Below are 26,395 nucleotides of genomic sequence, written 5' to 3'. Positions count from 1 at the left end.
GGGAGTCTCTGAAGGTCAGGGAACGATCGTTCGCATAAACACGTGGATGGCCGGGTCAAGCCCGGCCACGACGAGAGACGTCGTTCACACGGACTTGTGTTTATTCCCGCCCATCACCGAACAACGCCGCAAACTGCTTCTCGCCGGTGCGCGTAAAATTCACCACGCGGCTGCCGGGCGTGGCGTCGCGGGCGGCCCATTTCAGCTCGGCGAAACGTTGCATCATGGCGGCACCAAGCGTACCGGCGAGATGGTGGCGCCGCTCGCTCCAGTCGAGGCAGGCCTTGCAGACCGGCCGGCGCGGATGGGTGAGCATGTCGGGCGAGATCTGCAAATGCTTGGCCAGGAAGCGCTCGCCCTCCGCCGTCAGCTCGATGTCCTGCTTCTTCTGCCTGACTAGGTTTTGCGCGCGCAGGGTGTCGAGCATCTGCACGCCGAGATCGCCGGCGAGATGGTCGTAGCAGATCCGCGCACGCCGCAGCGCCGGATCCTTCGGCCCGGTGCGCACCCGCATATGGCCGGTCCGCGCGGCGAGGCCCGCAAGGCCTTCGAGCACGCCAGCGACGTCGTCGTCGGTGAGGCGATAGTAGCGGTGGCGGCCCTGTTTCTCCGGCTCGATGAGGCCACCGGCCTCAAGCTTGGAAAGATGCGAGCTTGCGGTCTGCGGCGTGATGCCGGCCTCCTGCGCCAGCTCGCTCGCAGTGAGCGCGCGGCCGTTCATCAGCGCCGTGAGCATGTTGGCGCGGGCGGGATCGCCGACCAGCGAGGCGATCATGGCAATGTCTGGGCCTGACTTCATACTTCGATGATAGCCGAAGCATCGCGGTCGGGCAAGCGCGTATTCTTTCACCACGTCGTCATTGCGAGAAGCGAAGCGACGAAGCAATCCAGCATGTCTCCGCGGAGGCACTCTGGATTGCTTCGCTTCGCTCGCAATGACGAAGAAAACAGGAGCTCATCATGTCCGTCACCGTCTTCGTCCGCTACCAGCTCGATCCTTTCAAGCGCGCGCAGTTCGAGGAGTATTCGAAGCGCTGGCTCACCATCATCCCGAAATGCGGCGGCGACTTGATCGGCTATTTCATGCCGCACGAGGGCACCAACAACATCGCGTTTGCGCTGATCAGCTTCGAGAGTCTTGGCCGCATACGAGGCCTATCGCGCCCGGCTGCGTCAGGATACCGAAGGCATGGCAAACTTCCACTTCGCCGAGGAGCACAAATTCATCCTCGCCGAAGAGCGCACGTTTTTGCGCCAAGTGATCTTGTAGGTGGTATTATAGGCCATCAATGACAGGAGAGATGCCCATGATTGCCGTGATCTTCGAGGTTTGGCCGAAGCCGGAACACCGCCAGGACTATTTCGACCTCGCGGCCGACCTCAAGCCCATCCTGCAAACCATCGACGGCTTCATCTCGGTCGAGCGTTTCGAGAGCCTGACCGACAAGGGCAAGATCCTGTCGGTATCGTTCTGGCGGGATGAGGCGGCGGTTCAGGCGTGGCGCAACACGATGGAGCACCGGCGCACGCAAGCGAAGGGCCGCGCAAAAATCTTCGCCGATTATCATTTGCGTATCGCCAGCGTCATCCGTGACTACAGCATGAATGATCGCGAGCAGGCGCCGAAGGACAGCCGCGCGGTGCACGACGCGCACTAGCGCTCGCGGCGGCACGTCCCCATCTCTGCGCGATCAACAAGGGAGAAAAACATGCAGGTGACAATTGCTGACAAGCGCGCGACCTTCAGGAAGCTGCACGAGAGCGGCTGTTTCATCCTGCCCAATCCGGTCGACGTCGGCAGCGCCAAAGCGTTGCAGCATCTCGGTTTCAAGGCGCTTGCGTCGTCGAGCGCGGGCTTTGCATGGACCGTCGGCAAGGCCGACAACCGCGTCTCGGTCGAGGACGTCTGTCAGCATCTGGCAGCATTGAGCTCCTCCGTCGACATCCCCGTCAACGCCGATTTCGAGGGCGGCTTCGCGGTCGAACCCGACAAGGTCGCGGACAATGTCGAGCGCTGCGTGCGCACCGGCGTTGCCGGTCTCTCGATCGAGGACTCCACCGGCGACAAGGACAAGCCGATCTACGAGCGCGCGCTCGCGGTCGAGCGTATCAGGGCTTCGCGCAAGGCGATCGGTGACAGCAACACCCTGCTGGTGGGCCGCTGCGAGGCATATCTGTGGGGCGTGACGGACCTCAAGCTCGTTATCGACCGGCTCGCCGCTTACGCCGATGCCGGCGCCGATTGCCTTTACGCGCCGGGCCTGAAGAGCCGTGAGGACATCGCCGCGGTGGTGAAGGCGGTGCATCCCAAACCGTTCAACCTGTTGATCGGCGGCTCCGGGCTGTCATTGCAGGAAGCGGCCGATCTCGGTGTGCGCCGGATCAGCGTCGGCGGTTCACTCGCGCGCGCCGCCTGGGGCGGCTTCATGCGGGCCGCCAAGGAAATGGCGGAGAAGGGCACCTTCGCGGAACTCGGGAGCGGCTATCCCGGCGGCGAGCTCAACAAGATGTTCAGCTAGAGCATGATCCGGAGAAGTGTGCAGCGGTTCTCCGAAAAGATCATGCTCAGACGGTAGAGGCAAACGAAAACGGCGGGACGTGAGTCCCGCCGCTGTTGCATGTTGTTGCAAATCGTTACTTCGCGCCGTCAGACGGCTTCTGGGTATCCGGGGCCGGCTTACTCGGCGCGGCGCCTGTGGTCACGCCAGGCCCGGTGTTGGTGCGCGGCGGCGTCACGTCGCGCATGCCGGGAGGTGCCGCCGGATTGGCCGACGGCGCCTGCTGCGCAGTCTGCGTCGCCGGCGCGTTGCTCGCCTCGTTGCCGGTGTGTGTGTTGTTCAGGCCGTAGAATACGGCACCCAGCACCAGCGCAATTGCTACTGCAAACATCGCAACCTTGCCGCTGGAGGCAGGGCCTTCACCAAGCTCGGGATCGGCCTGAAGCTGGGCATCCCGTCGCGCCGCGTTGCGATACTCATCATCGGCGAGATTCGGGCGATACGGATCGTTGGTAAAACGGTCGTCAGCCATCGATTTGGTCTCCTCGATTATTGCGCTCGGACAACCCTCAGGTGCGAGATTCTGTTCCATTCCCCATTATGCTTTCGTCGCATGTTGCCCCCATGCCGGGAATCGGGAACCTGTTCGCCTGGGAACCCGAAGCGTAAGTTCCGTGGCATAGGAAGGAACTGAACGATGTGGAGCTTGCCGCCGAGCGATAGCGTGCTGCACCTGCTGTCGCTGGTCGCGGTCGCAGCGCAAGGCATGAGCGCCGCGCTCGCAGCCGGCCGCCGCAGCATGGACTGGCTCGGCGTCTGCTTCCTCGGCTGCATCACGGCGCTCGGCGGCGGCACCTTGCGCGATCTCTTCCTGGGTCACTATCCGCTGGCCTGGGTGCAAAACCCAATCTACCTCGCGCTGGCCGGCGGCGCCGCTTTCCTCACCATCCTGATGGCGCGCCTCGTGCACCGGCTGAAGGTGGCCTTCATCGTGCTCGATGCCATCGGCCTCGTCGTCTTCACCATGACGGGCTGCGATATCGCCTGGCAGATGGATGCCACGCTGCCGATCGTCATTGTCTCCGGCATGGTGACCGGCTGCGCCGGCGGCGTGTTGCGCGACGTGCTCTGCAATGACGTGCCGCTGCTGTTCCGCTCCGAGCTCTACGCCAGCGTCTCGGTCGTTACCGGCTTGTTCTATGCGACCGCCTTTGGCCTCAAGCTCAACACCGAGCTCTGGACCATTTTGACCTTTATCCTCGGCATCAGCTTCCGCCTGTTGGCGGTGCGCTACAAATGGGAGATGCCGAAATTCGTCTTCACGGAAGATGAGGAGCGAAAGCCCTGACTACGGCTCCTGCTTTCGCGCCTTGGCGACCTGTGACGCCGTGACCAGCGGCGCGGCATTGCCCCAGGAATTGCGGATGTAGTTCGTCACCGCCGCGATCTCTTCGTCGGACAATTGCTTGCCATAGGCCGGCATCTCGCCGGTGTTGGGCGCGCGCCGCGTTGTCACGGTGTGGGCGCCGTCGAGGATGATGCGCAAGGTCGAGGACGGATTGACCGATTGCAGCAGCGCGTTGCCAGGCAGCGGCGGATAGATGCGCGGCGCGCCGGAGCCGTCGGCCTCGTGGCAGGCAATGCAGAGTTTGGCGTAGACCGCTTGGCCGGCCTTCATCTCGGCATCGTCAGGCGGCGTCACGATCGTCTCGCGCCGTGCCGGCGGCAGGCCCTTCAGGTAAACCGCGATCGCACGCACATCGGCATCGCTCATTTTCGAGGTCGAGTTGACGACCACCTCCGCCATCAGCCCGCCGGCATGGCTCCTGGCGTTGCGCCCGCTCTGAAGATATTCGGTGATGTCCTCGACGCTCCACGACTTCAGCCCGGCGCGGGGAGCGCCATCGAGCCTTGGTGCGTACCAGCCGCCGACCTTGTTGCCCGAGAGTGCTTGCGCCTGCTTGTCCGCGCCAAAATAGTTCTTCGGCGTATGGCAGGCGCCGCAATGGCCGAGCCCGGTGACGAGATAGCCGCCCCGATTCCACGCCGCGCTCTGGCTCTGGTCCGGCTCGAACAAGCCGGGCTTGAAATACACCATGTTCCAGATCCGCATCAGGCCGCGATAGCCGAACGGCCAGCGTAGCTCCGGTGGCTTGTTCCGGCTCGTGACGGCCGCGAGCGTTCCGAGATAGGCCCGGATCGCCAGCGTGTCGTCTTTCGTCATCCGCGTGAAATAGGGATAGGGGAACGCCGGATAATAGTTCGAGCCGTCGGGTGCGACGCCGGTGCGCACAGCGCGGGTAAAATCGGCATCCGTCCAGGCGCCGATGCCGGTGTCGCGGTCCGGGGTCAGGTTCGGCGCGTAGATTGCGCCAAAGGGCGTGTCGATGCGTTTTCCGCCCGCGAACGGTTTTGCGGGATCGGCGGTGTGGCAGCCCGCACAATCGCCGGCCTCAACCAGCACCTTGCCGTAGGCGATCAGCTCCGGCGACGGCTCTGAAGCGAGGGCCGCGCTCGTAACCGCACTGCACAACGCCAGACCCACGAGAGCCAAGCCAGCCAGAATCGTCCGCATCGAAAGCCTCTCCTGCGACCCATCGACGCCGTGCCGCGTGACCGGGGCGTCAATTCGTTTCGCGACGGCGGGGGTATCGTGACACAAATTGACAATCGCCGATGCCATTGCAGCCACGAAATTGCGATTATCACCCGGCGCCGTCTCTGGGCCAGATTTGTGATGCGGAGCGTGAAATATCCGACATAGAGTGGCAAAGATGGTCGGCGCGCCCTAGCTAAAAACAACGGGCAGGCAACGGCTTAAGCAGCCAAGCGCTCAAAAGGGCGGAAGAGGACATAATGGGCATCAACCAGGGTCCGATCAGTCTCGATCAGAAATACACCCAGGACACGGGACATATTTTCACAACCGGCATTCAGGCGTTGGTCCGCCTGCCGATGGCCCAGATCCGGCGCGACCGTGCCGCGGGGCTGAACACCGCGGGCTTCATCTCCGGCTATCGCGGCTCGCCGCTCGGGGGCTATGACCAGCAGCTCTTCGCCGCGCGCAAGCATCTCGAGCAGTACAACATCAAGTTCCAGCCCGGCGTGAACGAGGATCTGGCCGCGACCGCGGTCTGGGGCTCGCAGCAGCTCAACCTCTCCCCCGGCGCCAAGTATGACGGCGTGGTCAGCATCTGGTACGGCAAGGGTCCCGGCGTCGATCGCTGCGGCGACGTGTTCCGTCACGGCAATGCCGCTGGCTCCGCCAAGAACGGCGGCGTCTTGTGTCTCGCCGGCGACGACCACGGTGCAAAATCCTCCACCGTCCCGCATCAGTCCGACCACGCCTTCATGTCGGCGCTGATGCCCTATCTCTACCCCTCGAGCGTCCACGAGATGATCGAGATGGGCCTGCTCGGTATCGCGATGTCGCGCTACTCGGGCTGCTGGGTCGGCATGAAGGTGATCACGGAGACGGTGGAGACCACCGCCGAGATCGACCTCACGGACGAGATGACGCCGTTCGTGATCCCGACCGATTTCGAGATGCCCGAGGGTGGCCTCAATCTGCGCTGGCCCGACGACCGCTTTGCCCAGGACCGCCGGCTGCAGGACTACAAGGGTTTTGCCGCGATCGCCTTTGCGCGTGCCAACAAGGTCAACCGCATCACCATGGATTCGCCGAACGCCCGCTATGGCATCATGGCGTCCGGCAAGAGCTACGAGGATATCCGGCAGGCGCTGCGTGAGCTCGGCATCACACCCGAGGTCGCGGCCAAGATCGGACTTCGATTGTACAAGATCGGCATGCCCTGGCCTCTGGAGCCGGAAGGCGTCAGGCAATTCGCTGTAGGCCTCGAGGAAATCTTCATCATCGAAGAGCGCCGCGAGATCGTCGAGAATCAAGTGAAGCAGGAGCTGTTCAACTGGCGCGACGATGTCCGTCCCCGCATCATCGGCAAGATGGACGATCACGACAAGCGCTTCCTTCCCTTTGCCGAAGAACTCAGCGTCGCCTCTTTGGCCAGTTCGCTGACCGAGCGTCTGCTTCGACTTGATCTCAATCCCGAAATTGCAACGATGCTGCGTGCCAAGGCCGATTGGTTCAACGGCCGCCAGGCTTCGCAAATGCAGGCGACCGCGCCTGTCGCCCGCACCCCGTATTTCTGCTCCGGCTGTCCGCACAACACCTCGACCAAGGTGCCCGAAGGCAGTCGCGCCTTTGCCGGCATCGGCTGCCACTTCATGGCGTTGTGGATGGATCGCTCCACCGAGACCTTCACCCATATGGGCGGCGAGGGCGTGCCGTGGGTCGGCGTTGCCCCCTTTACCAAGGAAGAGCACGTGTTCGCCAATCTCGGCGACGGCACGTATTTCCACTCCGGCAGCCTCGCGATCCGCCAGGCGGTCGCCTCCGGCGCCAACATCACCTACAAGATCCTCTATAACGACGCGACCGCGATGACCGGCGGCCAGCATGTCGACGGCGAATTGTCGCCCCAGCAGATCACCTTCCAGCTCCACAGCGAAGGCATCCGCGAGATCTATCTGGTCTCGGAAAATCCCGACGCCTATCCGGCGAGCGAGATCGCGCCCGGCGTCAAGACCGCGCATCGTGACGAGCTCGACGCGGTCCAGAAAACGCTGCGCAAGGTCAAGGGCGCCTCCGCGATCGTCTTCGTGCAGACCTGCGCCGCCGAGAAGCGCCGCCGCCGCAAGCGCGGCACACTGGAGGATCCGGCACGCCGTGTGCTCATCAATCCCGCGGTGTGCGAAGGCTGCGGCGATTGCTCGGTGCAATCGAACTGCATTTCGGTCGAGCCGCTGGAGACCGAGTTCGGCCGCAAGCGCGCCATCAACCAGTCGACCTGCAATAAGGATTATTCCTGCGTAAAGGGCTTTTGCCCGTCCTTCGTCACCGTCGATGGTGGCAAGATGCGCAAGCGCGCGCCGGCGGGCGTCGGCGATATCGGCGATCTGCCTGAGCCGGCGTCGCGCCCCAATTTGGACAAGCCCTACAACATTGCGGTCGGCGGCGTCGGCGGTACCGGCGTGCTGACCATCGGCGCGCTGCTCGGCATGGCCGCCCATATCGAGGGCAAGGCCTCGATGATCCTCGACATGTCCGGTCTCGCGCAGAAGGGGTGGGGCGGTGCTCAGCCATGTGCGCCTGTCCGACCATCCGGCCGAGGTGACTTGCTCGCGCATCGTCACAGGCACGGCCGATGTCGTGCTCGCCGCCGATGAGGTGGTCGCGGTCGCCAAGGACACGATCTCGCTCTGCGACACCAGCCGCACCCGCGGCATCATCAACAGCCACGTCATTCCCACCGCCGACTTCGTCCTCAATCGCGACTTCAACTTCCAGACCCGCAAGTTGAATGGGTTGCTGGAAACGGCGCTGCACAAGGACTCCGTGTTCTTCGACTTCACCAAGCCGGCAGAGCAGCTGCTCGGCGACAGCATCGCCACCAACATGATGATGATGGGCTACGCCTATCAGAAGGGGCTCTTGCCGTTGTCAGCGGAGTCGATCGAGCAGGCGATCGAGGTCAACGGCGTCTCGATCAAGATGAACAAGGAAGCTTTCCGCCTCGGCCGTCTCGCGGTCGCGGACCCCCAGCGTCTCGCCGGTATGTTGAAGGGAACGGACGAGGTCATCGCGCCCAAGACACTGGACGCAATGACGCTCGACGAGATCGTCGAGCACCGCGCCAAGCATCTCACCGCCTATCAGAACGGCCGGCTGGCCAAGCGCTACCGCAAACTGGTGGACCAAGTCAGCGAAGCCGCCAGGCAGGGCGGCTATGACGAGGCGCTGACCCGCGCCGTCGCGGTCAACTACGCCAAGCTGCTGGCCTACAAGGACGAATACGAAGTCGCGCGCCTCTTCACCGACGGTGCTTTCGAAAAGCAGCTCCGCGACCAGTTCGAGGGCGACTTCAAGTTCAGCTTCAATCTGGCACCGCCGATCCTTAGCCGTGGCGTCGATGCGCTCGGCCGCCCGAAGAAGCGCGCGTTCGGCCCGTGGATGCTTCCGGTGTTCCGCGTGCTGGCGAAATTCAAGGTGCTGCGCGGCACGCCGCTCGACATCTTCGGCCGCAGCGCCGACCGCAAGCTCGAACGCGACCTGATCACCGGCTACGAGAAGGACGTCGCCACTGTGCTCGGCCTGTTGTCGCCGCTCACGATCGACACCGCGGTGGAGCTGCTCTCGTTGCCCGACCGCATCCGCGGCTACGGCCCGGTCAAGGAGAAGGCCGTCGCGGACGCCAAGGCCCGCTACGCCCAGCTCGCCGCGGATTTGGCGAACCCGCCGCCCGCGCCGAGGCAGATCGCGGCGGAATAGAACTTCGCAGGGTGGGTTCGCTTAACCCACCCTGCGAAATCCTGTGTGAAATCAACCACCGTTCTACTGTGCATGGGGTTGTTTTCGATAAAAACGGGTTTTCGATAAAACGAAACCGCTTGTGCAGTCGGGCAAAACACCTTTACGACTTGGACCGAACGAAGCTCTCGTGCCCCGGACGCAGCGCAGCGTTTTCTTTAGCGGTGCGCTGCAGAGCCGGGGCACATGTCGCAACGATTTGCGTGGCCACATGGGTCCCGGCTCTGCGCGGCAACGTTGAGGCGTTGCAGCGCGTCCGGGACACGGGCGCATCATTTGCGCCAAGCCGCCACCCTCTCGCCCGACGGAATATTTCCGCGCTTGCCAATCAGGCCACCGCGGTTCAGAAAAACGGAGCAAGAAGAAACGCCAGCGGAGACCTGAAGTTTTGACCATCAAGGGCAAGGCCTACATTGCCGGGATTTTTGAACACCCGACCCGGCATGCGCCGGACAAATCCACCGCTCAGCTTCATGCCGAGGTCGCCAAGGGCGCGATCGAGGATGCCGGGCTCAGCAAGGACGATGTCGACGGCTATTTCTGCGCGGGCGATGCGCCCGGCGGCGCCTGGCCGATGGTCGATTATCTCGGCCTGAATACCAAAAAGCTCCGCCACGTCGATTCCACCGAAACCGGCGGCTGTTCCTACATCATCCATCTCGGCCACGCCGCCGAGGCGATCGCCGCGGGCAAGTGCTCGATCGCGCTGATCACGCTGGCAGGGAAACCGCGCACCGGGGCGATGCCGCCGCGTGCGGCCGGCGCCGAGGCCGATTTCGAGATGGCTTACGGCGCGACCACGCACAATGCCTACGGCATGTGTGCCATGCGCCACATGCACGACTATGGCACCACGAGCGAGCAGCTCGCCTGGATCAAGGTCGCGGCTTCGCATCACGCGCAATACAATCCGCATGCGATGCTCAAGGATGTCGTCACCGTCGAGGACGTGCTGAACTCGCCGATGATCTCAGATCCGCTGCATCGCATGGACTGCTGCGTCGTCTCTGATGGCGGCGGTGCGCTGATCGTGACCACGCCCGAGATCGCCAAGAGCCTGAAGAAGCCGCTGGTCAGACTGATCGGACATGGCGAGGCCATGAAGGGCCCGCGCGGCGGCAAGGATCTCGACCTCACTTACTCCGCCGGGATCTGGTCCGGCCCGCGTGCGTTCGAGGAAGCCAGCATCACGCCGAAGGACATCAAGTACGCCTCGATCTACGACAGCTTCACCATCACCGTGCTGATGCAACTCGAAGACCTTGGCTTCTGCAAGAAAGGCGAGGGCGGCAAGTTCGTCGCCGACGGCAATCTGATCTCGGGCGTCGGCAAGCTGCCGTTCAACACCGACGGCGGCGGCCTCTGCAGCAATCATCCCGTCAACCGCGGCGGCATGACCAAGATCCTTGAGGCGGTCCGGCAGTTGCGCGGTGAGGCGCATCCGAAGGTGCAGGTTCAAAACTGCGATCTCGCGATCGCCCACGGCACCGGCGGATTGCTGGGCGTGCGCCACGCTGCCTCGACTGCTATTCTGGAGCGCGTGTGATGAGCGAGACAAAGAAATATCCGGCCCCGGCGACGAACCCCGAGACCGCCGCGTTCTGGGACGCAGCCAAAGAGGGCAAGTTCATGATCAAGCGCTGCACCGCCTGCGGCGAAGCGCACTACTTCCCGCGCGCGATCTGCCCGTTCTGTTATTCGGACAAGACGGTGTGGGAGGAGAGTTCGGGCGAAGCCACGATCTACACTTACAGCTTGATGCGGAAGTCGCCGACCGGTCCTTACGCAATCGGTTACGTCACGCTGAAGGAGGGACCTTCGCTCCAGACCAACTTCGTCGATTGCGATCTCGAGAAGCTGAAGATCGGCCAGAAGGTGAAGGTGGTGTTCAAGCCGACCGACGGCGCGCCGCTGCCGTTCTTTACGCCGGCGTAAGACGGTCCTCATCCTGAGGGCTTGCGAAGCAAGCGTCTCGAAGGATGGCCACGACAAAGAAAGCGTTTCGGGCATCCTCATGGTTCGAGACGGCGCAAGAGCGCCTCCTCACCATGGGGATGAGAACCATCCGGAAGGAAACAAACAAAATGTCCGCCAGATACGAAGAGCTCAAAGGCCTGAAAAACATCGGCCAGAAATACGCCTACAGCGATCGCGAAGTCATGCTCTACGCCTACGGCATCGGTCTCGGCGCCGATCCGATGGACGAGAACGAGCTTGCCTTCGTCAACGAGGGCACGTTGACGCCGCGGCCGCTCAAGGTCGTGCCGACGTTCGCCTCCGTTGCGGCGTGGGGCGCTGGGCCCGGCGAAATGAACCTCAATCGCGTGATGGTGGTCGACGGTGAGCGCGACATCACCTTCCACCAGCCGCTGCCGGTCGCCGCGCACATCACCGCCGATTCCTCCGTCGTCGAAGTCTACGATAAGGGCAAGGACAAGGGCGTCGTCATCAGCCATCAGACCGTGCTCAAGAACGAGAAGGGCGAGAAGCTGGCAACGCTGGTCGCCTCGCGCTTCGCCCGCGGCGATGGCGGGTTTGGCGGGCCGAACCTGACCCAACCCGATCCGCACAAGATCCCGTCGCGCTCACCCGACAAGACCATCGACATCATCACGCGCCCCGACCAGGCGCTGGTCTATCGCCTCTGCGGCGACCGCAACCCGCTGCACTCCGATCCCGAATTTGCGAAGAAGGCCGGCTTCCCGCGCCCGATCCTGCACGGCATGTGCACCTACGGCATCACCTGCCGCGGCGTGCTCCAGACCTATGCCGATTACGACGCCTCCGCCTTCCGCCAGCACGTCGCGCGGTTCTCCTCGCCGGTCTATCCCGGCGAGACCGTGACAATGGACCTCTGGAAGGACGGCAACACGATCTCGTTCGAAGCCAAGGTGAAGTCGCGCGGCGTCACCGTGATCAAGAACGGCAAGACGGTGCTGGGTTAGGGCGGTCTCGTGCCCCGGACGCAGCGCAGCGCTTCTTCAGCGGTGCGCTGCAGAGCCGGGGTCTAGCGAGCCCAAGCAAAGAAAGAGCTGGGTCCCGGCTCTGCGACGCAGCGTTGCACGCTGCATCGCGTCCGGGACACAAAAAAACAACAGGGAGACGCCACCATGGGACTACTTGACGGCAAGGTCGCGCTGATCACCGGCGCGGGCGGGGGGCTCGGTGAGGCCTACGCAAAGCTGTTTGCGCGGGAAGGGGCGTCCGTCGTCGTCAACGATCTCGGTGGCCCCCGTGACGGCTCCGGCGCCGACAAGTCGATGGCGCAGACAGTGGTCGACGCGATCAGGGCCGATGGCGGCAAGGCGGTCGCCAACGGCGCCGACATCTCCAGCATGGAGGGGGGCCAGTCGCTATTCGACGACGCCATCAAGCATTTTGGCCGCGCCGACATCCTGGTCAACAATGCGGGCATTTTACGCGATCAGACCTTCTCCAAGGCCAGCGAGTCCGACTGGGACAAGGTCATCAAAGTGCATCTGAAGGGGACCTTTTGTTGCACGATGCCGGTGTTTCGCTGGATGCGGGAAAACGGCGGCGGCGTCATCGTCAACACCTCCTCGACCTCGGGCCTGATCGGCAATTTCGGCCAGACCAATTACGGCGCGGCCAAGGGCGGCATTTGGGGCCTGTCCAACGTGCTGGCGATCGAGGGCCGGAAATACAACATCCGGATCTGGACGCTCGCGCCGGGCGCGCTGACCCGCATGACCGCAGACCTGCCCCGCTATAAGGAGAACCCCGGTGCGGCGCTGGGGCCGGACGGCATCGCGCCGGCCGTGCTATACATGGTCAGCGATTTGTCGGGCGATCAGACCGGCAAGGTGCTGGGCGTATCCGGGCCCCGCGGCGTGCGCGAAATGCGGATGATGGAGATGGACGGCTGGAAACCACCGCACACGGGCTGGAACGCACGGGACATCGCTGAGCATGCCAAGGAGATCTTCTTCTCCGAGGAGCAGATCAAGATGGGCGCGCGACGGTTTTAGGCCATGGTCTCCCGGACCCCGCAACGCGCGAGCCCGGGGATCACGAACAAAGGATACAGGGACTGATGAAACTCACTGCCGACGCCAAGGGCACCTTCGCAATCGCGCCGACGCCGTTCCACGACGACGGCCGGATCGACGAGCGCTCGATCGACCGCTTGACCGATTTTTACGAGGAGGTCGGCTGCGACGGCGTCACAGTGCTGGGCATCCTTGGTGAGGCGCCGAAGCTCGATGCCGCCGAGGCCGAGCAGGTGGCGGTGCGCTTCGTCAAGCGTGCCAAGAAGATGCAGGTGATCGTCGGCGTCTCCGCGCCGGGCTTTGCTACCATGCGCTCACTTGCCAACGCCTCGATGGACGCCGGTGCGGCCGGTGTGATGATCGCGCCGCCGCCCTCGCTCCGCACCGACGACCAGATCGTCGGCTATTACAAGCAGGCGGCCGAGGCGATCGGTCCCGACGTGCCTTGGGTACTCCAGGACTATCCGCTGACCTTGATGGTGGTGTTCACCCCCGCCGTGATCCGCAAGATCGTCATGGACAATCCAAACTGCGTGATGCTCAAGCACGAGGACTGGCCGGGCCTGGAAAAGATCTCGACGCTGCGCAGCTTCCAGAAGGACGGCTCGCTGCGACCGCTCTCGATCCTCTGCGGCAATGGCGGCACGTTCCTTGATTTCGAGATGGAGCGCGGCGCCGACGGCGCCATGACCGGCTACGCCTTCCCCGAGCTTCTGATCGATGTCGTGAACCTCTCGAAGGCCGGCAAGCGCGACGCCGCGCATGATCTGTTTGACGCGCATCTGCCGCTGATCCGCTACGAGCAGCAGCCGGGTGCAGGCCTTGCCGTGCGCAAATACGTGCTGCAGAGGCGCGGCATCATCGCCTCCAGCGCCCAGCGCAAGCCCGCCGCGACCATCACGTCGGCGGCAAAGGCAGAGGTCGAGTACCTGCTGTCGCGCGTCGCTCGAATCGACAAGCGCGCCAAGCTTGGGCCGCAATCCAGCGCCGCAGGTTAGGTTGAATGGCCGAGGCCTCAGCATCACGTCCCGCGTCGACGATCCTCCTGCTGCGCGACGGCGCAGCAGCGAAGGAAATCGAAGTCTTCATGATGGTCCGCCATCATCAGATCGAGTTCAATTCGGGCGCGCTGGTGTTTCCCGGCGGCAGCGTCGATGCCGGCGATCAGGAGATCGTCAAGCGCTCCGACCTGTATTCGGGCGGCGAGGGCCTGAGTGAATCGGACCGCGGATTTCGTATCGCCCGCGATCCGCGAGACCTTTGAGGAGAGCGGCATTTTGCTGGCACGGTCCAAGGATTCGGGCACGCCTGTTGACGCCAGGCGCGCCGGCGAGATCGCCGATGCGCATCGCGTCGCGCTCAACGAGCACAAGGTCAGCTTCCTGAGCATTCTGGCCGACAACGGTCTCCAGCTCGCGCTCGATACGCTCTTGCCTTACGCGCACTGGATCACGCCCGAGGGCATGCCAAAACGTTTCGATACCTGGTTCTTCCTCGCCGCAGCCCCGCCCGACCAGCTCGGCGCGCATGACGGCCGGGAATCGACCGACTCGATCTGGGTCTCCCCGCGCGAGGCAGTTGAGGGCGGCGAGAGCGGCCGCTTCAAGCTGCCGTTCCCGACCACACGTAATTTGATCCGGCTCGCCAAGCAGTCGAGCGTGAGCGCGGCGCTGGAGTCCGCCCGCGGCATGTCCGTCGTGACGGTGATGCCTGTCATGACCAAGACCGAAACCGGCCGCCAGCTCCGCATCCCCCGCGAGGCCGGCTATGACGGCGAGGTGTTCGAGGTCGGGGCGGTCGGCTAGGACACTTCGATACAAAGCGAAGTATTGACGAGGGCAGACGCGCTAGGTTCCGTGCCTGACAACGGGACGGAGCGCGCGACATGGACAACCGGCAGGACAACAACGTCGCCGTCGAGCTGGCGCTGCTGCTCGCGCTCGCAACGCTCTGGGGCGGCTCCTACACCTTCATCAAGCTCGGCGTCGCCACCATCCCGCCGATCACGCTGATCGCGGCGCGCACCACGATTGCGGGCCTGCTGCTGCTCGCGATCATGTGGGCGCGGGGCATCAGGATGCCGACGGATGCCGCGACCTGGCAGCGCTTCGCCTTTCAGGCCGTGCTCAACAGCGTGATCCCCTGGACGTTGATCGCCTGGGGCGAGCGCCACGTCGATGCCGCGCTCGCCACCATCCTCAACTCGGCCGGGCCGATCTTCACCTTCCTGCTCACGGCGGTCGTCACCCGCCACGAGACGACGACACCGCGAAAGCTGGTCGGCGTGGTCGCCGGCATGGCCGGCATCCTGCTGATCGTCGGCGTCGATGCCTTCCATGATATCGGCAGCGGTCTCGTCGCGGAGGCCGCGATCGTTGCCGCCACCATCTGTTACGCATGCGCCGCGATCTTCGGCCGCGGCTTCAAAGGCCTCGATCCCATGGCGCCCGCGGCAGGTTCGCTGCTGGCGGGGGCCGCGGCGCTGATCCCGGCCTCGCTGATCGTTGAACAGCCCTGGACGCTGTCTCCCTCCCAGAGCTCGGTGCTGGCGCTGCTCGCGCTTGCGACCTTCTCGACCGCCGCGGCCTTCGTGATCTATTTCCGCCTGATCCAGACCCTGGGCTCGGTCGGCACCACCGCGCAGGCCTATCTCCGCGTGCCGATCGGGGTTGCCATCAGCGTCGCCTTCCTCGGCGAGAGCCTGAGCCGGACCGCCTGGATCGGCCTTGCCTGCGTCGTCCTCCGGCGTCGCCGCCATGACTATCCCGGCCCGGCGGCCGGCCAGCGTCAAAACGTCATAAAGCCGGGGCCAGGAAAGGCGACCGGGCTGCAATATTAAGGATATTCGGCGGCTGACGCGTGTTCCCCCGGGGCCGCAATACGTCGTATATTGCGCCTCCAGCAGCCCCGGTCCTCAAATCACGAATGTCCGCCGAATTGACGCCGACCCCTGAGAAAAAGCAAATATTCTCGCTCTCCATCGGCCAGCTCACGTTCGGCAGCTTCCTTCTGGTGCTGGCGGTGATCATCGTGACCTCGACCGCGAGCGTGATCGCGATCCGGCACATCGACACGACCTTTGTCGAATTGCAGCGGCTCCAGAGCGTCGGCGACCTCGCCGAGGACATCGACCGCCGCATGAACGAGTTGCGGCTCGCCGCGCGCGATTTCGTCACCGACCCCGGCGCCGGCACCCAATTCAAGCAGGTGGGCGAGGCGGCCTCGACGCTCAGCGACATCCTGAAGAAGACCCGCATCGAGCTTGCGCCCGAGCAGCAGGACATGATCGACGGGGTCACCGAGCGGCTTGCGACCTATCGCAGCGGCCTGGAGCGGATCTCGACGCTGATTGATCGTCGCGCCCAGCTGCTCGCCGGCCTGCCGCCGCTGCGCGACCAATTCGATGTGGCGGTCGCGGGCACCGCCGACCGCGAGCTGGCCTCCCGCCTGTCGGAGGCGCAGAGCCGGATCGCGCTCGGACTGCTCGCGCGCAATCCGTCCGCGGCCGAGCAGGCGGCGCAGAGCATGCGGGCGATGGACATCGGCGATGCCGGGCTGAAATCGTCCGTCAATAATTATGCCGGGGCCATCATTGCGGTCGCGGTCCGGGAACGGCAGATCGCCGATATCGATCGCGAGGTGCTGGGAACCGAGGGCCGGCTGATCGGGCGCGTCACCGAATTGCTGCGCGAGGTCAGTGCCCGGCGCGGCCACGTGCTGTCGCGCGACTTCGCCCGGACGCTGACGGAGGCGCGCTGGCAGAGTATCGTGCTCGGCACCATCGGCGTGCTGATCGGCATTCTCGCGGCCGGCTTCGTGGTGCGGCGGACGGTCCGTCCGCTCGCCCAGATCGCACGGTCGATCCGCGCGCTCGCAGCAGGCGAGAAGAATACCTCGATCCCGTCCGCCGACGTCGACAACGAGATCGGCGACATCGCCCGCGCGGCCGAAGTGTTCCGCCGCGCGCTGGAGGAGGCCGACACGGCGCGCGAGGCAGCGGTGCGCGCGCTGACCGAGCAGCGCCTCGCCGAAGAGAGCTACCGAAAACTGTTCGAGGGCTCGGTCGACGGCATTTACGTGACGACACCGGCCGGTGATCTCCTCAACGCCAATCCGGCGCTGGCGCGGATGATGGGCTATGACAGCCCCAAGCAGCTCATCGACAGCATCGACGACATCGCCCACACCATCTACGTCAATCCCGAGGCGCGCGTCGAATATCAGCGGCTGATGGCCCGCGACGGCATTGTGCGCGAGTTCGAATACCAGGTACGCCAGCGCAGCGGCAACATCCTGTGGCTGTCCGACAGCGCCACCGGCGTCCCCGACGAGGCGGGCAACATCGTCCGCTACGAAGGCACGCTGCGCGACATCACCGACCAGAAGCGGGCGGAAGACGCCATCGCCGAAGGACGGCGCCTGCTCCAGCAGGTCATCGACACCGTGCCGGCAGTGATCAACGTCAAGGACCGCGACCTGCGCTACGTGCTGATGAACCGCTACATGGCCGGGATCTTCGGCATCGAGCCCGGCGATGCGCTCGGCCGCACCACGGCGGATCTGATGTCGCGCTACGGTGCAGCCAAGACCGACGAGAACGACAAGCGCGTGCTCAGGCTTCGAAAAGGTCTCGGCTTCTACGAAGAGGAGTACAAGGATTCTTCCGGCCACATGCGGCAATGGCTGGTCAATAAGCTGCCGCTGCTCGATATCGAGGGCGAGATCGAGCGGATCGTCACCGTGGCGCTCGACATCGGCGAGCGCAAGCGCGGCGAGCAGGAGATGCGCAAGGCCAAGGAATCCGCCGAGACCGCGCTGCGCAATCTGCGCGAGACGCAGGCCTCGCTGATAGAGGCGGAAAAGCTGGCGGCGCTCGGGCGCCTCGTCGCCGGCGTCGCCCACGAGGTCAACAATCCCGTCGGCATCAGCCTCACGGTTGCCTCCGCGCTGGAGCGCAAGACCGCGATGTTCACCGCCGAGGTCGAGCGCGGCGAGCTGCGCCGCTCTACGCTCAACGACTTCCTTCACACCAGCCGCGACGCGTCCTCGCAGCTCGTCTCCAATCTCAACCGCGCCGCCGAGCTGATCCAGTCGTTCAAGCAGGTCGCCGCCGACCGCAACTATTCGGATCAGCGCAGCTTCGATCTCGGTGACCTCACCGAGCAGGTAGTGATGAGTCTGCGGCCCGGCCTGCGCAAGCACAATTTGACGCTCAATGTCGAATGCCAGCCTGATCTGACCATGAACAGCTATCCCGGACCGTACGGCCAGGTGCTGACCAATCTGTTTCTCAACGCGGTGGCGCACGCTTTCCCGGACGGACGGCCGGGGACCATCGACATCCAGGTGCGCGAGTCCGGCAAGGACAATGTCGAGATCACCTTCTCCGACAATGGTTGCGGCATGTCGCTCGACGTCCGCCGACGTGCATTTGATCCGTTCTTCACGACGCGGCGCGACCAGGGCGGGACCGGTCTCGGGCTGCACATCGTCTACAGCATTGTCACGAACCGGCTCGGCGGACGGCTGGATCTCGATTCCGAGCCGGGCAGCGGCACACGCATCCAGATCATCCTGCCGCGCGTGGCGCCGCTCGAGCAGGCCGCGGAATAGCTGGAGCGTTTTCGGGCGAAGTGGATATCGGTTCGCGAAGAAAACGCTTCAAAACAAAATCTGGAGCTTCGGTTCTGATTCAATCAGAACCGATAATGCCCTAGTCGGCCTCTGCGAGCTTGTGCAGCGTCGCGCCGAAAATCTGGCTGGCCTTGCCGACCAGCGCGGTGCCGGTCATGTCCCCGCGCGTCTCCGTGAAGGTGCCGCTGACGCCGATGCCGACCGCGGCAGGGCCACCGAACAGCGGATTGTCGTCGCCCCGCGGCGAGGTGTGACGCTGGACCAGCACCTCGCCCTTAAAGGTGTTGTCCTTCACCGTGTAGCGGCCGGTGTAATAGAGGTAGGCATCGCCGCCAAGAATCTTGCCGTCGCGAAAAAGAATCACGCCGCTGCCCTTGCCGACTCGACCATCGAGCAGGTTCACGTGAATCGAATAGAGGCCGTTCTTCATAACGTCCCGAGGCCGGCCGCCATCGCCCAATGGCGTAACCGGTAGGGCATTTATGCCAAAGCGCATCCGCTCACGCAACGCGGGAGTTTGGCCGCCGGCCGTGCGGGCCTGCCCGTGAGCCGTAGTTGTCCCGGATTGTCTATGACACTGTCATGACGGTCTGATCATGAAGCGAGGCCTGTCGTTGCTAATCAGGTTGGCCCGCGAAATGCATAACTATCGTTGCACTGGCCGCGGGGTGCTGGAGCAAGACAGACGTGAGCAACTGGATCGATTCCGGCGGCGAATGAGCCGCGTCTGCACAGTGCGCGTCCCACGATTTGCGAAACACGACAACGGCGGATGGGCGGCGCGGCACGCTGGCGAAACGTGGCGAGCCTCCGCTTGCGCCTTGGCCCTGATTGCGCTCGCAGCCCCCTCCGCGCACGCGCGAGACCGCGACCAGTTCGTCAACACCAGTGCCGAATTGAAGGCCTGGTTCGACGGACTGCGCAGCGGCGAGGGGCCTTGCTGCTCCGATGCCGACGGCTTGGCGCTCTCGGACACCGACGCACCGTTCAGGTATATTTCTTGTCGCGCTCGAGCAGCTCGATGGAGATGCCTTCGGGGCCGCGGATGAAGCAGATGCGCACGCCGGGGCGGATCGTGGTCGGCTCGCGCGTGAAGGTGACGCCCTTTGGCCTTGATCTCGGCCGCGACGGCGTCGATGTCCTTCACCGTGAGACCTAAATGGTCGAGGCCCTGGTGCGGGTGCGGCGGCGGGGGGTTGACCGCATTGTCGCCCTCGAGCGGTGCAATGAAGATTTTTGCGCCACCGAGATTCACGTCGATCCGTCCCGGTGCGTGCACGATCTCGCCACCGAGGATGTCCCGCAACCAGGCCGCCGTAGCCTCCGGATCGGGGCTGCGCAGATGGACGTGATCCCAAGTGACGACTGGCATGTCATGTTCTCCCGACGTGTCTTCGATGTTGCGGCGCATGTTAGCGGCCCCGGCCGGTGACCGCCACCGCCCTTGCCGATTCGATAGCTGCGCGGGAACCTTAGTTGGTCTTCCAGATTAAGGTAAACAGTGGCCGGGTCCGTCGTCGAACGTGCTTCCGCCGCTATCGGTGATGCAATCATGAATGCTGGGTTTGACCGCATCGGGTTGAGGCGTTTCGCCGGAACCGGCGAGCGACTGGCACGGGCCGTGACGATCGCGAGCGTCTCATTTGGGCGGGTCCTGCTGTGGACGTTGGCGGCCATGATCGTCGGTTGCGGCGTCTGGATGATGCTTCCACTCTCCAGAGGCAATAGTGCCGAGCCGGTGACGTCCGACGTGGCAGCGGTCGAGACGGCGCCTTCGGGCAAAGCGGCAGAAGCCGTGTCGCCGGCTTCCGAAGCTCAGATTCCGGCAATGGCAGAACTCGGTCGGATGAGGATTTCATCGCAGACCTGGCGCCGCGGCGGCCTTGGCTCGAAGGCGCTGGTGACGTTCACGTTGCGAAACGACAATGACTATGCCGTAAAGGATGTCGAGATCGTCTGCGCTTTTGCGCGGCGCGACGGCAGTCATCTCACCGACCGCAGCCGCGTTCTGGCGGACCCGGTCAGCATGAAGAGCCGCAAGACTTTTGCGCGCATTCCCGTCGGATTCGTCAACGTGAATGCCGATCAGGCGAAGTGTTCGCTTGTGGGCGCGCGTCGTGCGTGAGGGCGGCATTTTCCGGTAGCGGAAAAGTTACCGTCCTTGGGCCTTGGAGCAGAAACTTGGCGTCGCCATTTGAACCGAACGGCTGGGCCAGGAACCAATTGAATGATCCCCTGTTAAGACGGAGAGCCCTCGCGGGATGCGACGGGCGGAGCGCGGCCAATGCCTATCTTTCGGTATTTCATGTTTGTCGGTGGAGCTCTGCTCGCACTGCTGTTCGCGGCGAACTACTTTCTGCCGGCTTCGCCCCTAGCGCAGGCCGTCGCAACCGCGAGCAACGAACAGCCGTTGATCCGGATCCGGTCCGATCGCCACCTGCCGGAGCGCGTCGTGCTCGATACCAGTCAGCCGACGATTACCGCGCCTGCGGTGGAGATCGCCGCTGTCGTGGCTCCCAAGCCGCCAGTGGAGGGCGTGTCGCCGGCTTTGGCCGAGATGTCCGCCAAGACGCGGGTCCGCGAGACGTTCGCGCAATTTACGCCGGCCGGGAAGGCCGATACCCGCGGAGCCGGGAAGACCGATCCCAAGCTGCAGGCTCCAGTTCAACGGCGCAAGGTCGCCAGAGCGCATCCGGCGCCGCAGCAGGGTCGGCCGATGATGGTGATGGCGCAGCAGCCGCATTTCGGTTTCTTCAACAGCACCTGGTAAGAGCCCGTCTGACCCGTCTCGAATCGGCACCGGAAGGGCTTTTTATTGGCCGGCCTCTCTGCTAATTCGAACCCATCCGAACGTCGTCCGGCCTGCTGGCTCGCAAGCAGCGGTCCTTGGCGTCTCGGTTGCGGCCCATTGCCTGGGCCAGGGCGCTCGTAGCTCAGCTGGATAGAGCATCGGATTTCGATTCCGAGGGCCGGGAGTTCGAATCTCTCCGAGCGCGCCACTTAAGCGACTGAGCGACGCGAGAACGCGCGTCAGTGAATTTTTGAAAGATCAGCGGTACAGGCCGCGGGTTCACGGCGATTACAGCCTGAATAGCCCGGTGGGCGTGACGTGGCTCGATACGAAGACGGACGCGGATCGCCTTTGGGCCTGAAACGACAACCCGAAAATATGGTGACCCGCTTCACTTGGCGGTCCTAGCACTCCCGGCGCTCTGATCCGCAATTGAATCGGCAGCCGGGAGCATTGGGGCTGGAAAGCGAGCCGTGCCATGTTCGCCTCTTAACGACAATTGGTAGAAAGGCGGACTCCGGTAGTTGTACCGACTCCATTTTTGGAACGGGGTGTTCTACTGTGTGAACACCGGCGAGATTTAAGTACTCATCAATTTTCAGTTGTCCGGGATGGCCGCAGTGGGGGCTGGAACCACCCTGCGGCCTTTCCCCATTGGTCCAAGCGTAACCCGGTGTCTTTTTTGTTCCAGAGCGGGAACTGAACTTACGTTCTTCCGTTTTGGAGCCGTCAATGCGGCTCACGGAGTGCGACATGACTGAGCACCGCCGCAGAGTGAAGTAAACCCGCTCCCTGGAAGAACGAATGGCCGAACTGGGCCGCCGAGCTGAAAGACCAAGCCAATCAATTGCCCGCTGGCGCGGAGCGCGAGCGCCTTCTCAGGAAGGCGCGGTTCGCGGAAACGGGCGCGCGCCTCAGTGATTGGGTTTCCTCGTCCGGTTTGCGGCCTCCGGAGTAAGGCCGCATCTTCGGCGGCATGCCGGCTACGATCAATCTGCGGCTGTTGCGTCGTTCCTATTCTGGCATGGTTGGCGGCCTGTTTTGCGAGTGCAAATTCAGGCTGGCGGGCCTATGACCACGTACTCGAACGCCACGCCTTCGGGATCGTTCTCATCGAGCCAAGCCTTGGCGGCGTCCTCGGTCGAGAAGATTTTGATGTGCTCGACCTCGCCAACTTGCATGGCGGTGTTCACATAGACGAAGACGGTGGCATGACCCCGATACGGGTGAAGAACGTCGTGCCGCCACCTTCCGCAATCAAGATCAGCGCCTCCATCGCGGCCTGCCACTCCGGCGCGGCGTGCTCTTTTGTTGGCAAATTGGCGATGTACTCGCCGGCGTCGACCAATGTCACGATCTGCCGGCCTTCTGGCTGCACGATCGCCGTGTCAAACGCGGCGGACCAGGTCATGCCTTCGCCAGCAAATCCTCGCCTGGCGTCAGAAGCCGCACATAGGTCCCGCTTTCGTGCAAATCTAACCAGCCCTTCTCGACCAGGTCTCTGAATTGGTGGCGATGAGGCCAAAGCGGTCTGCCGGTTCTTATACGATCTCTTAGTATCGGACGCGCCGGTGATGGATGCATTTGAACTGGCCATCGACGAGGCAATCGACTTCAATACTCAGCGGCCGAAGCTACTCAAAGAACGAGCTGACTTCATGGCGTACATGTTCAGCGATATACGAAATGCATTGCAGGTCCAGCATCAGGGGTGCGAGGCATATTCAATCATTCGTCCCCGAACCGGGGGAGATCTGGATGCGGTCGATTTTCGCGCGCGAGGTCTTAGAGGGGGAGTCCCGCATCGTGAATTGGGCAGATCAAGATCAGAGGCAGAACTTTTTGCGAGAGCGGCGGCATGTAGCAGAAAGTTTAGAAGCCTATCATCTCGACCACGACGGCGTGCTGGCGATGGCTGGCGGCAGATCGTGCCCGCGCTCGTAGACAAGCCCCCAAAGCGCACGTGCAACCATGTGGTCAGTTTGGGCCAGCTTCTTAGCGGCTTCATCGAAGTCGCTCCAAAAGGGCGGGTGCGACGGTATTATCCGATAGCCGCTGAGGCGGGGCTGCGTCGGTGTGTAGCCATCGACGCATTGAGGCGAGTGCAGATATTGGAAGCTAATTCGTTAGCTCTGCGGGGGCAACTTGGCGTCGTCTCGCAGCAATTGCGATATGATCCGCTCGATCCGGACGGCGTCCAATCTCATGTCAGCCATCGATTTCTCCGGTGCAACGTTCTGAACGTGCGAAATTCTCCAATGCCGTCAATGCGTGAACGGATCGGGAAAGTTCAGAACGTGCGTTGATTTTGCTGGTCGGGCTGGGCGGAGTTCGATTCCGAGGGCCGGGAGTTCGAATCTCTCCGAGCGCGCGAATTCTCAGGCCAGAGTTTTTCGGATCTGGCCGCGGCCGGGAGCCGCCGCTACTTGCCCTGGATCTTCAGCCCGTTGGGACCGACATTGATTTGCAGGCCGTCGGGCTGCTTCTTCGTCTGGTAAAGATTGTAGCCGAGCACGGCCGCCGTGACGACCAGAGCACCGATGATCAGAAACAATAGATTGCGGCTGATGGACATTCTTTTCCCTGAACCACTTGGTTGACCGCGAGAAAAACCCCGCGCATGGGGGCGCGGGATGCATCGATACGCCTCGGGGCTGGCGGCGCACTGCGTTGACTGGGATAATGCGGCTCGAAGGAACTGGTTCCCCGTGCGGCTGGCGCCGCATGTGCAAGGCCGGAGCCGTGTCTGGTCAGTCTGCCGGCGAACCCGTGTGTCGGCCCCTTGCCAGCGTGTCCGAGGGCGACTCGCGAAATGTCGCGCGGTAAGCTGCGGCAAACTCGCCGAGGTGATGGAAGCCCTGGGCGCGCGCGCATGAGGCGACGGTGGCGCCGCCGCCTTTAAGGAGCCGGGCGCGGGTGGCCCACAACCTTTTCAGGCGGATGTAGTGGTGCAGGCTCATGCCGCGTACCTTGCTGACGGCGCCGCCAAGCGTCCGGATCGAGACGCCAAATTCACCGGCAAGATCGGCTGTGTAGATCGGAGCAGTCGGATGTGCCGCGACGTAATCGTCGATCCGCTGCACGAGTTTGATCGATCGCTCGCCCTGGACCGAGGCACTCCGGTCGGAGAGCGGATCGATTCGAAACAGATCGTCGAGCGCGAGCAGCAGGCCTTCCTGGAGATGGCCGGCCACCTCGGTGGTCTCGAACAGCAACGGCTGCACCGACGCGGTTCGCAGAATGTCGAGCAGGAGTTGCCGTATGTGGAGCAAGGCGGGCCGGTTCGCGACATAGGCCCGCAAATCGTCGGCCTGATCGAACCAGCCCCGGTCTCTCAAGCCGGGTGAGAGGATGATCATCGCATGATGATTGGTCTGGGGCTCGACGAAATGGCATTCATCGTTGCCGCGGAGCGCAACGAAGAAGCGCGCGTCGAGATCCATTCCCTTGGAATTGACCCGAAGGTCGTCCGTCATGGACAGGATCACCATCCCGCCGGGCATCCGATAGGCGGTGTCGAGGATGCGCGCGAACGAACGCATCAGGACGATGCGGCACGCCGGCAGGGAGACGACGGCACGGGCGGCGGCGAAGTTCGGGACGTCGAGCGGAATGCTTCTGGCATCCTCCATCGACTCGATCGGCCAAAATGCATCGACGTCGGCAAAGCCGATCAGTTGAAGCGCTGAGGATGGGGCGAGGCCGTCGAACAACATGTGTCTGGCCGGATGCTGCAATGTGACAATCAAATGAACGTCAGTACATCGCCATCAATGGCGAAACATCGCGCTTCAGTAAACCGGATTCCGGGCCGTAGTATTGCGGACATCATGGCATGAAGCCCGGCAGATCGATGTCGTCGTCAACGGTCTCGGCTCATCGGCCGGCCGGAGGCGAGGTCGATGAAATGGAGCCGCGTGCAGGCGGGACAAGGTCCGGACCAACCGCGACCGCGACATCCATGATCTCGCAAAAGCGAAGGGGCCCGGAGGGCCCCTTTAAACTTACCAGCGGCGATAGCGTGGTCCGTAATAGCGCGGCCCACCATAATAGCGTGGCGCATATCGGCGACCGTAATAGGGGGCCGGCGCGCCGTAGTACCCATAGTAGTTCGGGCGCCAGAAACAGCGTCCCCAGGCGTCGCAGACCATGCGGACCTGCTCGACGTCCGAGACCTGCGGCGTCGCCGGAGCAGGCGCGATGGGCATGGCAGACGCCGCCGGTGATGCTGCCAAGGCACCCAACAAGGACGCGGCGACGAGGCCAATTCTAAGATTCATGATGTGTCTTCCTCCGCTTACGCACCAGGATATCGAAGTTTGTTCTGATCAAATTGTGGCGGAACCAAAATGTAACGCTGAAGAACAAATCTTCAGCCAGCCCGCCGCAGGCCAGACCTTTAGCTCCGCCAAGACTATCCGAGGTTCGAGCCCGCTAAATGTTGGGCTTGCATCGGCGCCGCCGCGACCTCGCCAAGCTGCCGGTCTACGAAATCGAGAAGCAATTGCTGCTGTCGAGCGCCGCCAAATAGCGGCACCCGCAGAGCACCTGCCGGGGCCCCTCAGAAGCAGGGATGCCGGCGGCGATCCTGGCCGACATAGCCGGCCGCGCTGCGGTAGCAATGGTTGGTCGACGGGCCGTCGTAAAAGGCGAAGGTACCGGGGGTGATGCCGGGCCCGTAATTGTGCAGGTAGCTGATCGAGTAGGGCAGCGGGTTCGCGTGGTAGCGGTGATACCGGTGATGTCCCCGCGCCTCTGCGAGGCCAGGGGCAAGGATTGCGGCCGACAGGACAGCAACCGCGGCTACAAGCTTCAACTTGCTCATCTCGAATCTCCGGAACCCGCACGAATAGGTCAGCCGTTTATAGCCATTTCGGGCCGCCGGAACACCCGTCAGGCACCCGGAAATCGAGGCCAACCCCACAGATTCACGGGTGGGTGTGACACAATTGCCGGACATGGGGTCGAAGCCTGCCCATTTTTGGCCTTTTCGAGATGCTTAACGAATTTCCCACACAAGTATGACCAAAGAGAATTCGGTTAAGAATCTTGCCGCCGGCTCGAAGGATCATCA

Annotated in this window: 21 protein-coding genes, 1 tRNA gene and 6 pseudogenes; 17 read left to right on the top strand and 11 right to left on the bottom strand. The window is 63.4% G+C overall.

Going from position 1 to position 26,395, the window contains the following annotated elements:
* Window positions 1-100: 100 nt before the first annotated feature.
* A complete protein-coding gene (locus ACVWW3_RS14655) occupies window positions 101-799 on the bottom strand; it encodes a winged helix-turn-helix domain-containing protein (RefSeq protein ID WP_247445950.1) in 699 nt (232 codons plus the stop codon).
* Between the two features lie 161 nt (window positions 800-960).
* Between ACVWW3_RS14655 and ACVWW3_RS14650 the strand changes: the two are divergent.
* The 3 genes and pseudogenes from ACVWW3_RS14650 (at window position 961) to ACVWW3_RS14640 (ending at window position 2,519) form a co-directional block, all read left to right on the top strand.
* Window positions 961-1,270 (top strand): annotated as a pseudogene (locus ACVWW3_RS14650) (NIPSNAP family protein).
* A gap of 37 nt (window positions 1,271-1,307) precedes the next feature.
* On the top strand, window positions 1,308-1,658 hold the full coding sequence (locus tag ACVWW3_RS14645) for an antibiotic biosynthesis monooxygenase family protein (RefSeq protein WP_007603077.1): 351 nt from the start codon (window positions 1,308-1,310) through the stop codon (window positions 1,656-1,658).
* 51 nt (window positions 1,659-1,709) lie between these two features.
* Entirely contained in the window at window positions 1,710-2,519 is an 810-nt protein-coding gene (locus ACVWW3_RS14640) for an isocitrate lyase/PEP mutase family protein (RefSeq protein WP_354053360.1), read from the top strand.
* 115 nt (window positions 2,520-2,634) lie between these two features.
* On the opposite strand, the gene ACVWW3_RS14635 is transcribed toward ACVWW3_RS14640, so the two are convergent.
* Window positions 2,635-3,030, bottom strand: a complete 396-nt coding sequence (locus tag ACVWW3_RS14635) for a hypothetical protein (protein ID WP_247341251.1) — start codon at window positions 3,028-3,030, stop codon at window positions 2,635-2,637.
* 165 nt (window positions 3,031-3,195) lie between these two features.
* Between ACVWW3_RS14635 and ACVWW3_RS14630 the strand changes: the two genes are divergently transcribed.
* Window positions 3,196-3,846 carry a trimeric intracellular cation channel family protein gene (locus ACVWW3_RS14630; protein WP_247341253.1) on the top strand — a complete coding sequence of 217 codons (651 nt, stop codon included), beginning with the start codon at window positions 3,196-3,198 and terminating at the stop codon, window positions 3,844-3,846.
* Here the strand turns inward: ACVWW3_RS14630 and ACVWW3_RS14625 are convergent, their stop codons facing one another.
* Window positions 3,847-5,073 carry a c-type cytochrome gene (locus tag ACVWW3_RS14625; protein WP_354052114.1) on the bottom strand — a complete coding sequence of 409 codons (1,227 nt, stop codon included), beginning with the start codon at window positions 5,071-5,073 and terminating at the stop codon, window positions 3,847-3,849.
* A 281-nt stretch (window positions 5,074-5,354) separates the two neighbouring features.
* Here ACVWW3_RS14625 and ACVWW3_RS14620 point away from each other — a divergent pair.
* The 9 genes and pseudogenes from ACVWW3_RS14620 (at window position 5,355) to ACVWW3_RS14580 (ending at window position 18,509) form a co-directional block, all read left to right on the top strand.
* Window positions 5,355-8,847 (top strand): annotated as a pseudogene (locus ACVWW3_RS14620) (indolepyruvate ferredoxin oxidoreductase family protein).
* A gap of 427 nt (window positions 8,848-9,274) precedes the next feature.
* Window positions 9,275-10,432, top strand: a complete 1,158-nt coding sequence (locus ACVWW3_RS14615) for a thiolase domain-containing protein (RefSeq protein WP_456649515.1) — start codon at window positions 9,275-9,277, stop codon at window positions 10,430-10,432.
* On the top strand, window positions 10,432-10,821 hold the full coding sequence (locus ACVWW3_RS14610; RefSeq protein WP_354104179.1) for a Zn-ribbon domain-containing OB-fold protein: 390 nt from the start codon (window positions 10,432-10,434) through the stop codon (window positions 10,819-10,821). Before ACVWW3_RS14615 ends, ACVWW3_RS14610 begins: the two co-directional genes overlap by 1 nt.
* A 149-nt stretch (window positions 10,822-10,970) precedes the next feature.
* Entirely contained in the window at window positions 10,971-11,831 is an 861-nt protein-coding gene (locus tag ACVWW3_RS14605; protein ID WP_456649516.1) for a MaoC/PaaZ C-terminal domain-containing protein, read from the top strand.
* Window positions 11,832-11,996: 165 nt separating this feature from the next.
* Complete coding sequence (locus ACVWW3_RS14600) at window positions 11,997-12,875, top strand: SDR family oxidoreductase (RefSeq protein ID WP_247445945.1); 879 nt, start codon at window positions 11,997-11,999, stop codon at window positions 12,873-12,875.
* Window positions 12,876-12,940: 65 nt separating this feature from the next.
* Window positions 12,941-13,894 (top strand): dihydrodipicolinate synthase family protein, encoded by a 954-nt coding sequence (locus tag ACVWW3_RS14595; RefSeq protein WP_456649517.1) that lies wholly within the window; start codon window positions 12,941-12,943, stop codon window positions 13,892-13,894.
* Window positions 13,895-13,899: 5 nt separating this feature from the next.
* A pseudogene (locus ACVWW3_RS14590) lies at window positions 13,900-14,701 on the top strand (NUDIX hydrolase).
* 80 nt (window positions 14,702-14,781) lie between these two features.
* A pseudogene (locus ACVWW3_RS14585) lies at window positions 14,782-15,697 on the top strand (DMT family transporter).
* A 124-nt stretch (window positions 15,698-15,821) separates the two neighbouring features.
* Complete coding sequence (locus ACVWW3_RS14580) at window positions 15,822-18,509, top strand: PAS domain S-box protein (protein WP_456649520.1); 2,688 nt, start codon at window positions 15,822-15,824, stop codon at window positions 18,507-18,509.
* 100 nt (window positions 18,510-18,609) lie between these two features.
* On the opposite strand, the gene ACVWW3_RS14575 is transcribed toward ACVWW3_RS14580, so the two are convergent.
* Entirely contained in the window at window positions 18,610-18,960 is a 351-nt protein-coding gene (locus ACVWW3_RS14575) for a GrlR family regulatory protein (RefSeq protein WP_354052131.1), read from the bottom strand.
* A gap of 257 nt (window positions 18,961-19,217) precedes the next feature.
* On the opposite strand from ACVWW3_RS14575, the pseudogene ACVWW3_RS14570 reads away from it, so the two are divergent.
* Window positions 19,218-19,510: pseudogene (locus tag ACVWW3_RS14570) on the top strand (hypothetical protein); the annotation flags it as partial.
* Between the two features lie 7 nt (window positions 19,511-19,517).
* Here the strand turns inward: ACVWW3_RS14570 and ACVWW3_RS14565 are convergent.
* A pseudogene (locus ACVWW3_RS14565) lies at window positions 19,518-19,902 on the bottom strand (VOC family protein).
* 180 nt (window positions 19,903-20,082) lie between these two features.
* Between ACVWW3_RS14565 and ACVWW3_RS14560 the strand changes: the two are divergent.
* The 3 genes from ACVWW3_RS14560 to ACVWW3_RS14550 all read left to right on the top strand — a co-directional run bounded on the left by ACVWW3_RS14560 (window position 20,083) and on the right by ACVWW3_RS14550 (window position 21,529).
* Entirely contained in the window at window positions 20,083-20,655 is a 573-nt protein-coding gene (locus tag ACVWW3_RS14560; RefSeq protein WP_456649823.1) for a hypothetical protein, read from the top strand.
* Between the two features lie 159 nt (window positions 20,656-20,814).
* Entirely contained in the window at window positions 20,815-21,300 is a 486-nt protein-coding gene (locus ACVWW3_RS14555; RefSeq protein WP_456649521.1) for a hypothetical protein, read from the top strand.
* A gap of 152 nt (window positions 21,301-21,452) precedes the next feature.
* Window positions 21,453-21,529: transfer RNA gene (locus ACVWW3_RS14550), tRNA-Arg, on the top strand.
* A gap of 847 nt (window positions 21,530-22,376) precedes the next feature.
* On the opposite strand, the gene ACVWW3_RS14545 is transcribed toward ACVWW3_RS14550, so the two are convergent.
* The 6 genes from ACVWW3_RS14545 to ACVWW3_RS14520 all read right to left on the bottom strand — a co-directional run bounded on the left by ACVWW3_RS14545 (window position 22,377) and on the right by ACVWW3_RS14520 (window position 26,146).
* The gene (locus ACVWW3_RS14545) at window positions 22,377-22,502 is read right to left on the bottom strand and encodes a hypothetical protein (protein WP_456649522.1); all 126 of its coding nucleotides are present in this window, start codon (window positions 22,500-22,502) and stop codon (window positions 22,377-22,379) included.
* Window positions 22,503-22,510: 8 nt separating this feature from the next.
* Window positions 22,511-22,732 (bottom strand): hypothetical protein, encoded by a 222-nt coding sequence (locus tag ACVWW3_RS14540; RefSeq protein WP_456649523.1) that lies wholly within the window; start codon window positions 22,730-22,732, stop codon window positions 22,511-22,513.
* Between the two features lie 1,011 nt (window positions 22,733-23,743).
* Window positions 23,744-23,896, bottom strand: coding sequence for a hypothetical protein (locus ACVWW3_RS14535; protein WP_247348393.1), 153 nt, complete (start codon window positions 23,894-23,896; stop codon window positions 23,744-23,746).
* Window positions 23,897-24,071: 175 nt separating this feature from the next.
* Window positions 24,072-25,037 (bottom strand): AraC family transcriptional regulator, encoded by a 966-nt coding sequence (locus ACVWW3_RS14530; RefSeq protein WP_247348392.1) that lies wholly within the window; start codon window positions 25,035-25,037, stop codon window positions 24,072-24,074.
* 288 nt (window positions 25,038-25,325) lie between these two features.
* Window positions 25,326-25,601, bottom strand: coding sequence for a hypothetical protein (locus ACVWW3_RS14525; protein ID WP_247445921.1), 276 nt, complete (start codon window positions 25,599-25,601; stop codon window positions 25,326-25,328).
* 281 nt (window positions 25,602-25,882) lie between these two features.
* Window positions 25,883-26,146 carry a hypothetical protein gene (locus ACVWW3_RS14520; RefSeq protein ID WP_456649524.1) on the bottom strand — a complete coding sequence of 88 codons (264 nt, stop codon included), beginning with the start codon at window positions 26,144-26,146 and terminating at the stop codon, window positions 25,883-25,885.
* Between the last annotated feature and the right edge of the window lie 249 nt (window positions 26,147-26,395).

The organism is Bradyrhizobium sp. LM2.9, from assembly GCF_054056555.1.
The sequence above is the reverse complement of the archived record's forward strand: the minus strand, read 5'-3'. Positions and strand labels throughout refer to the sequence as shown.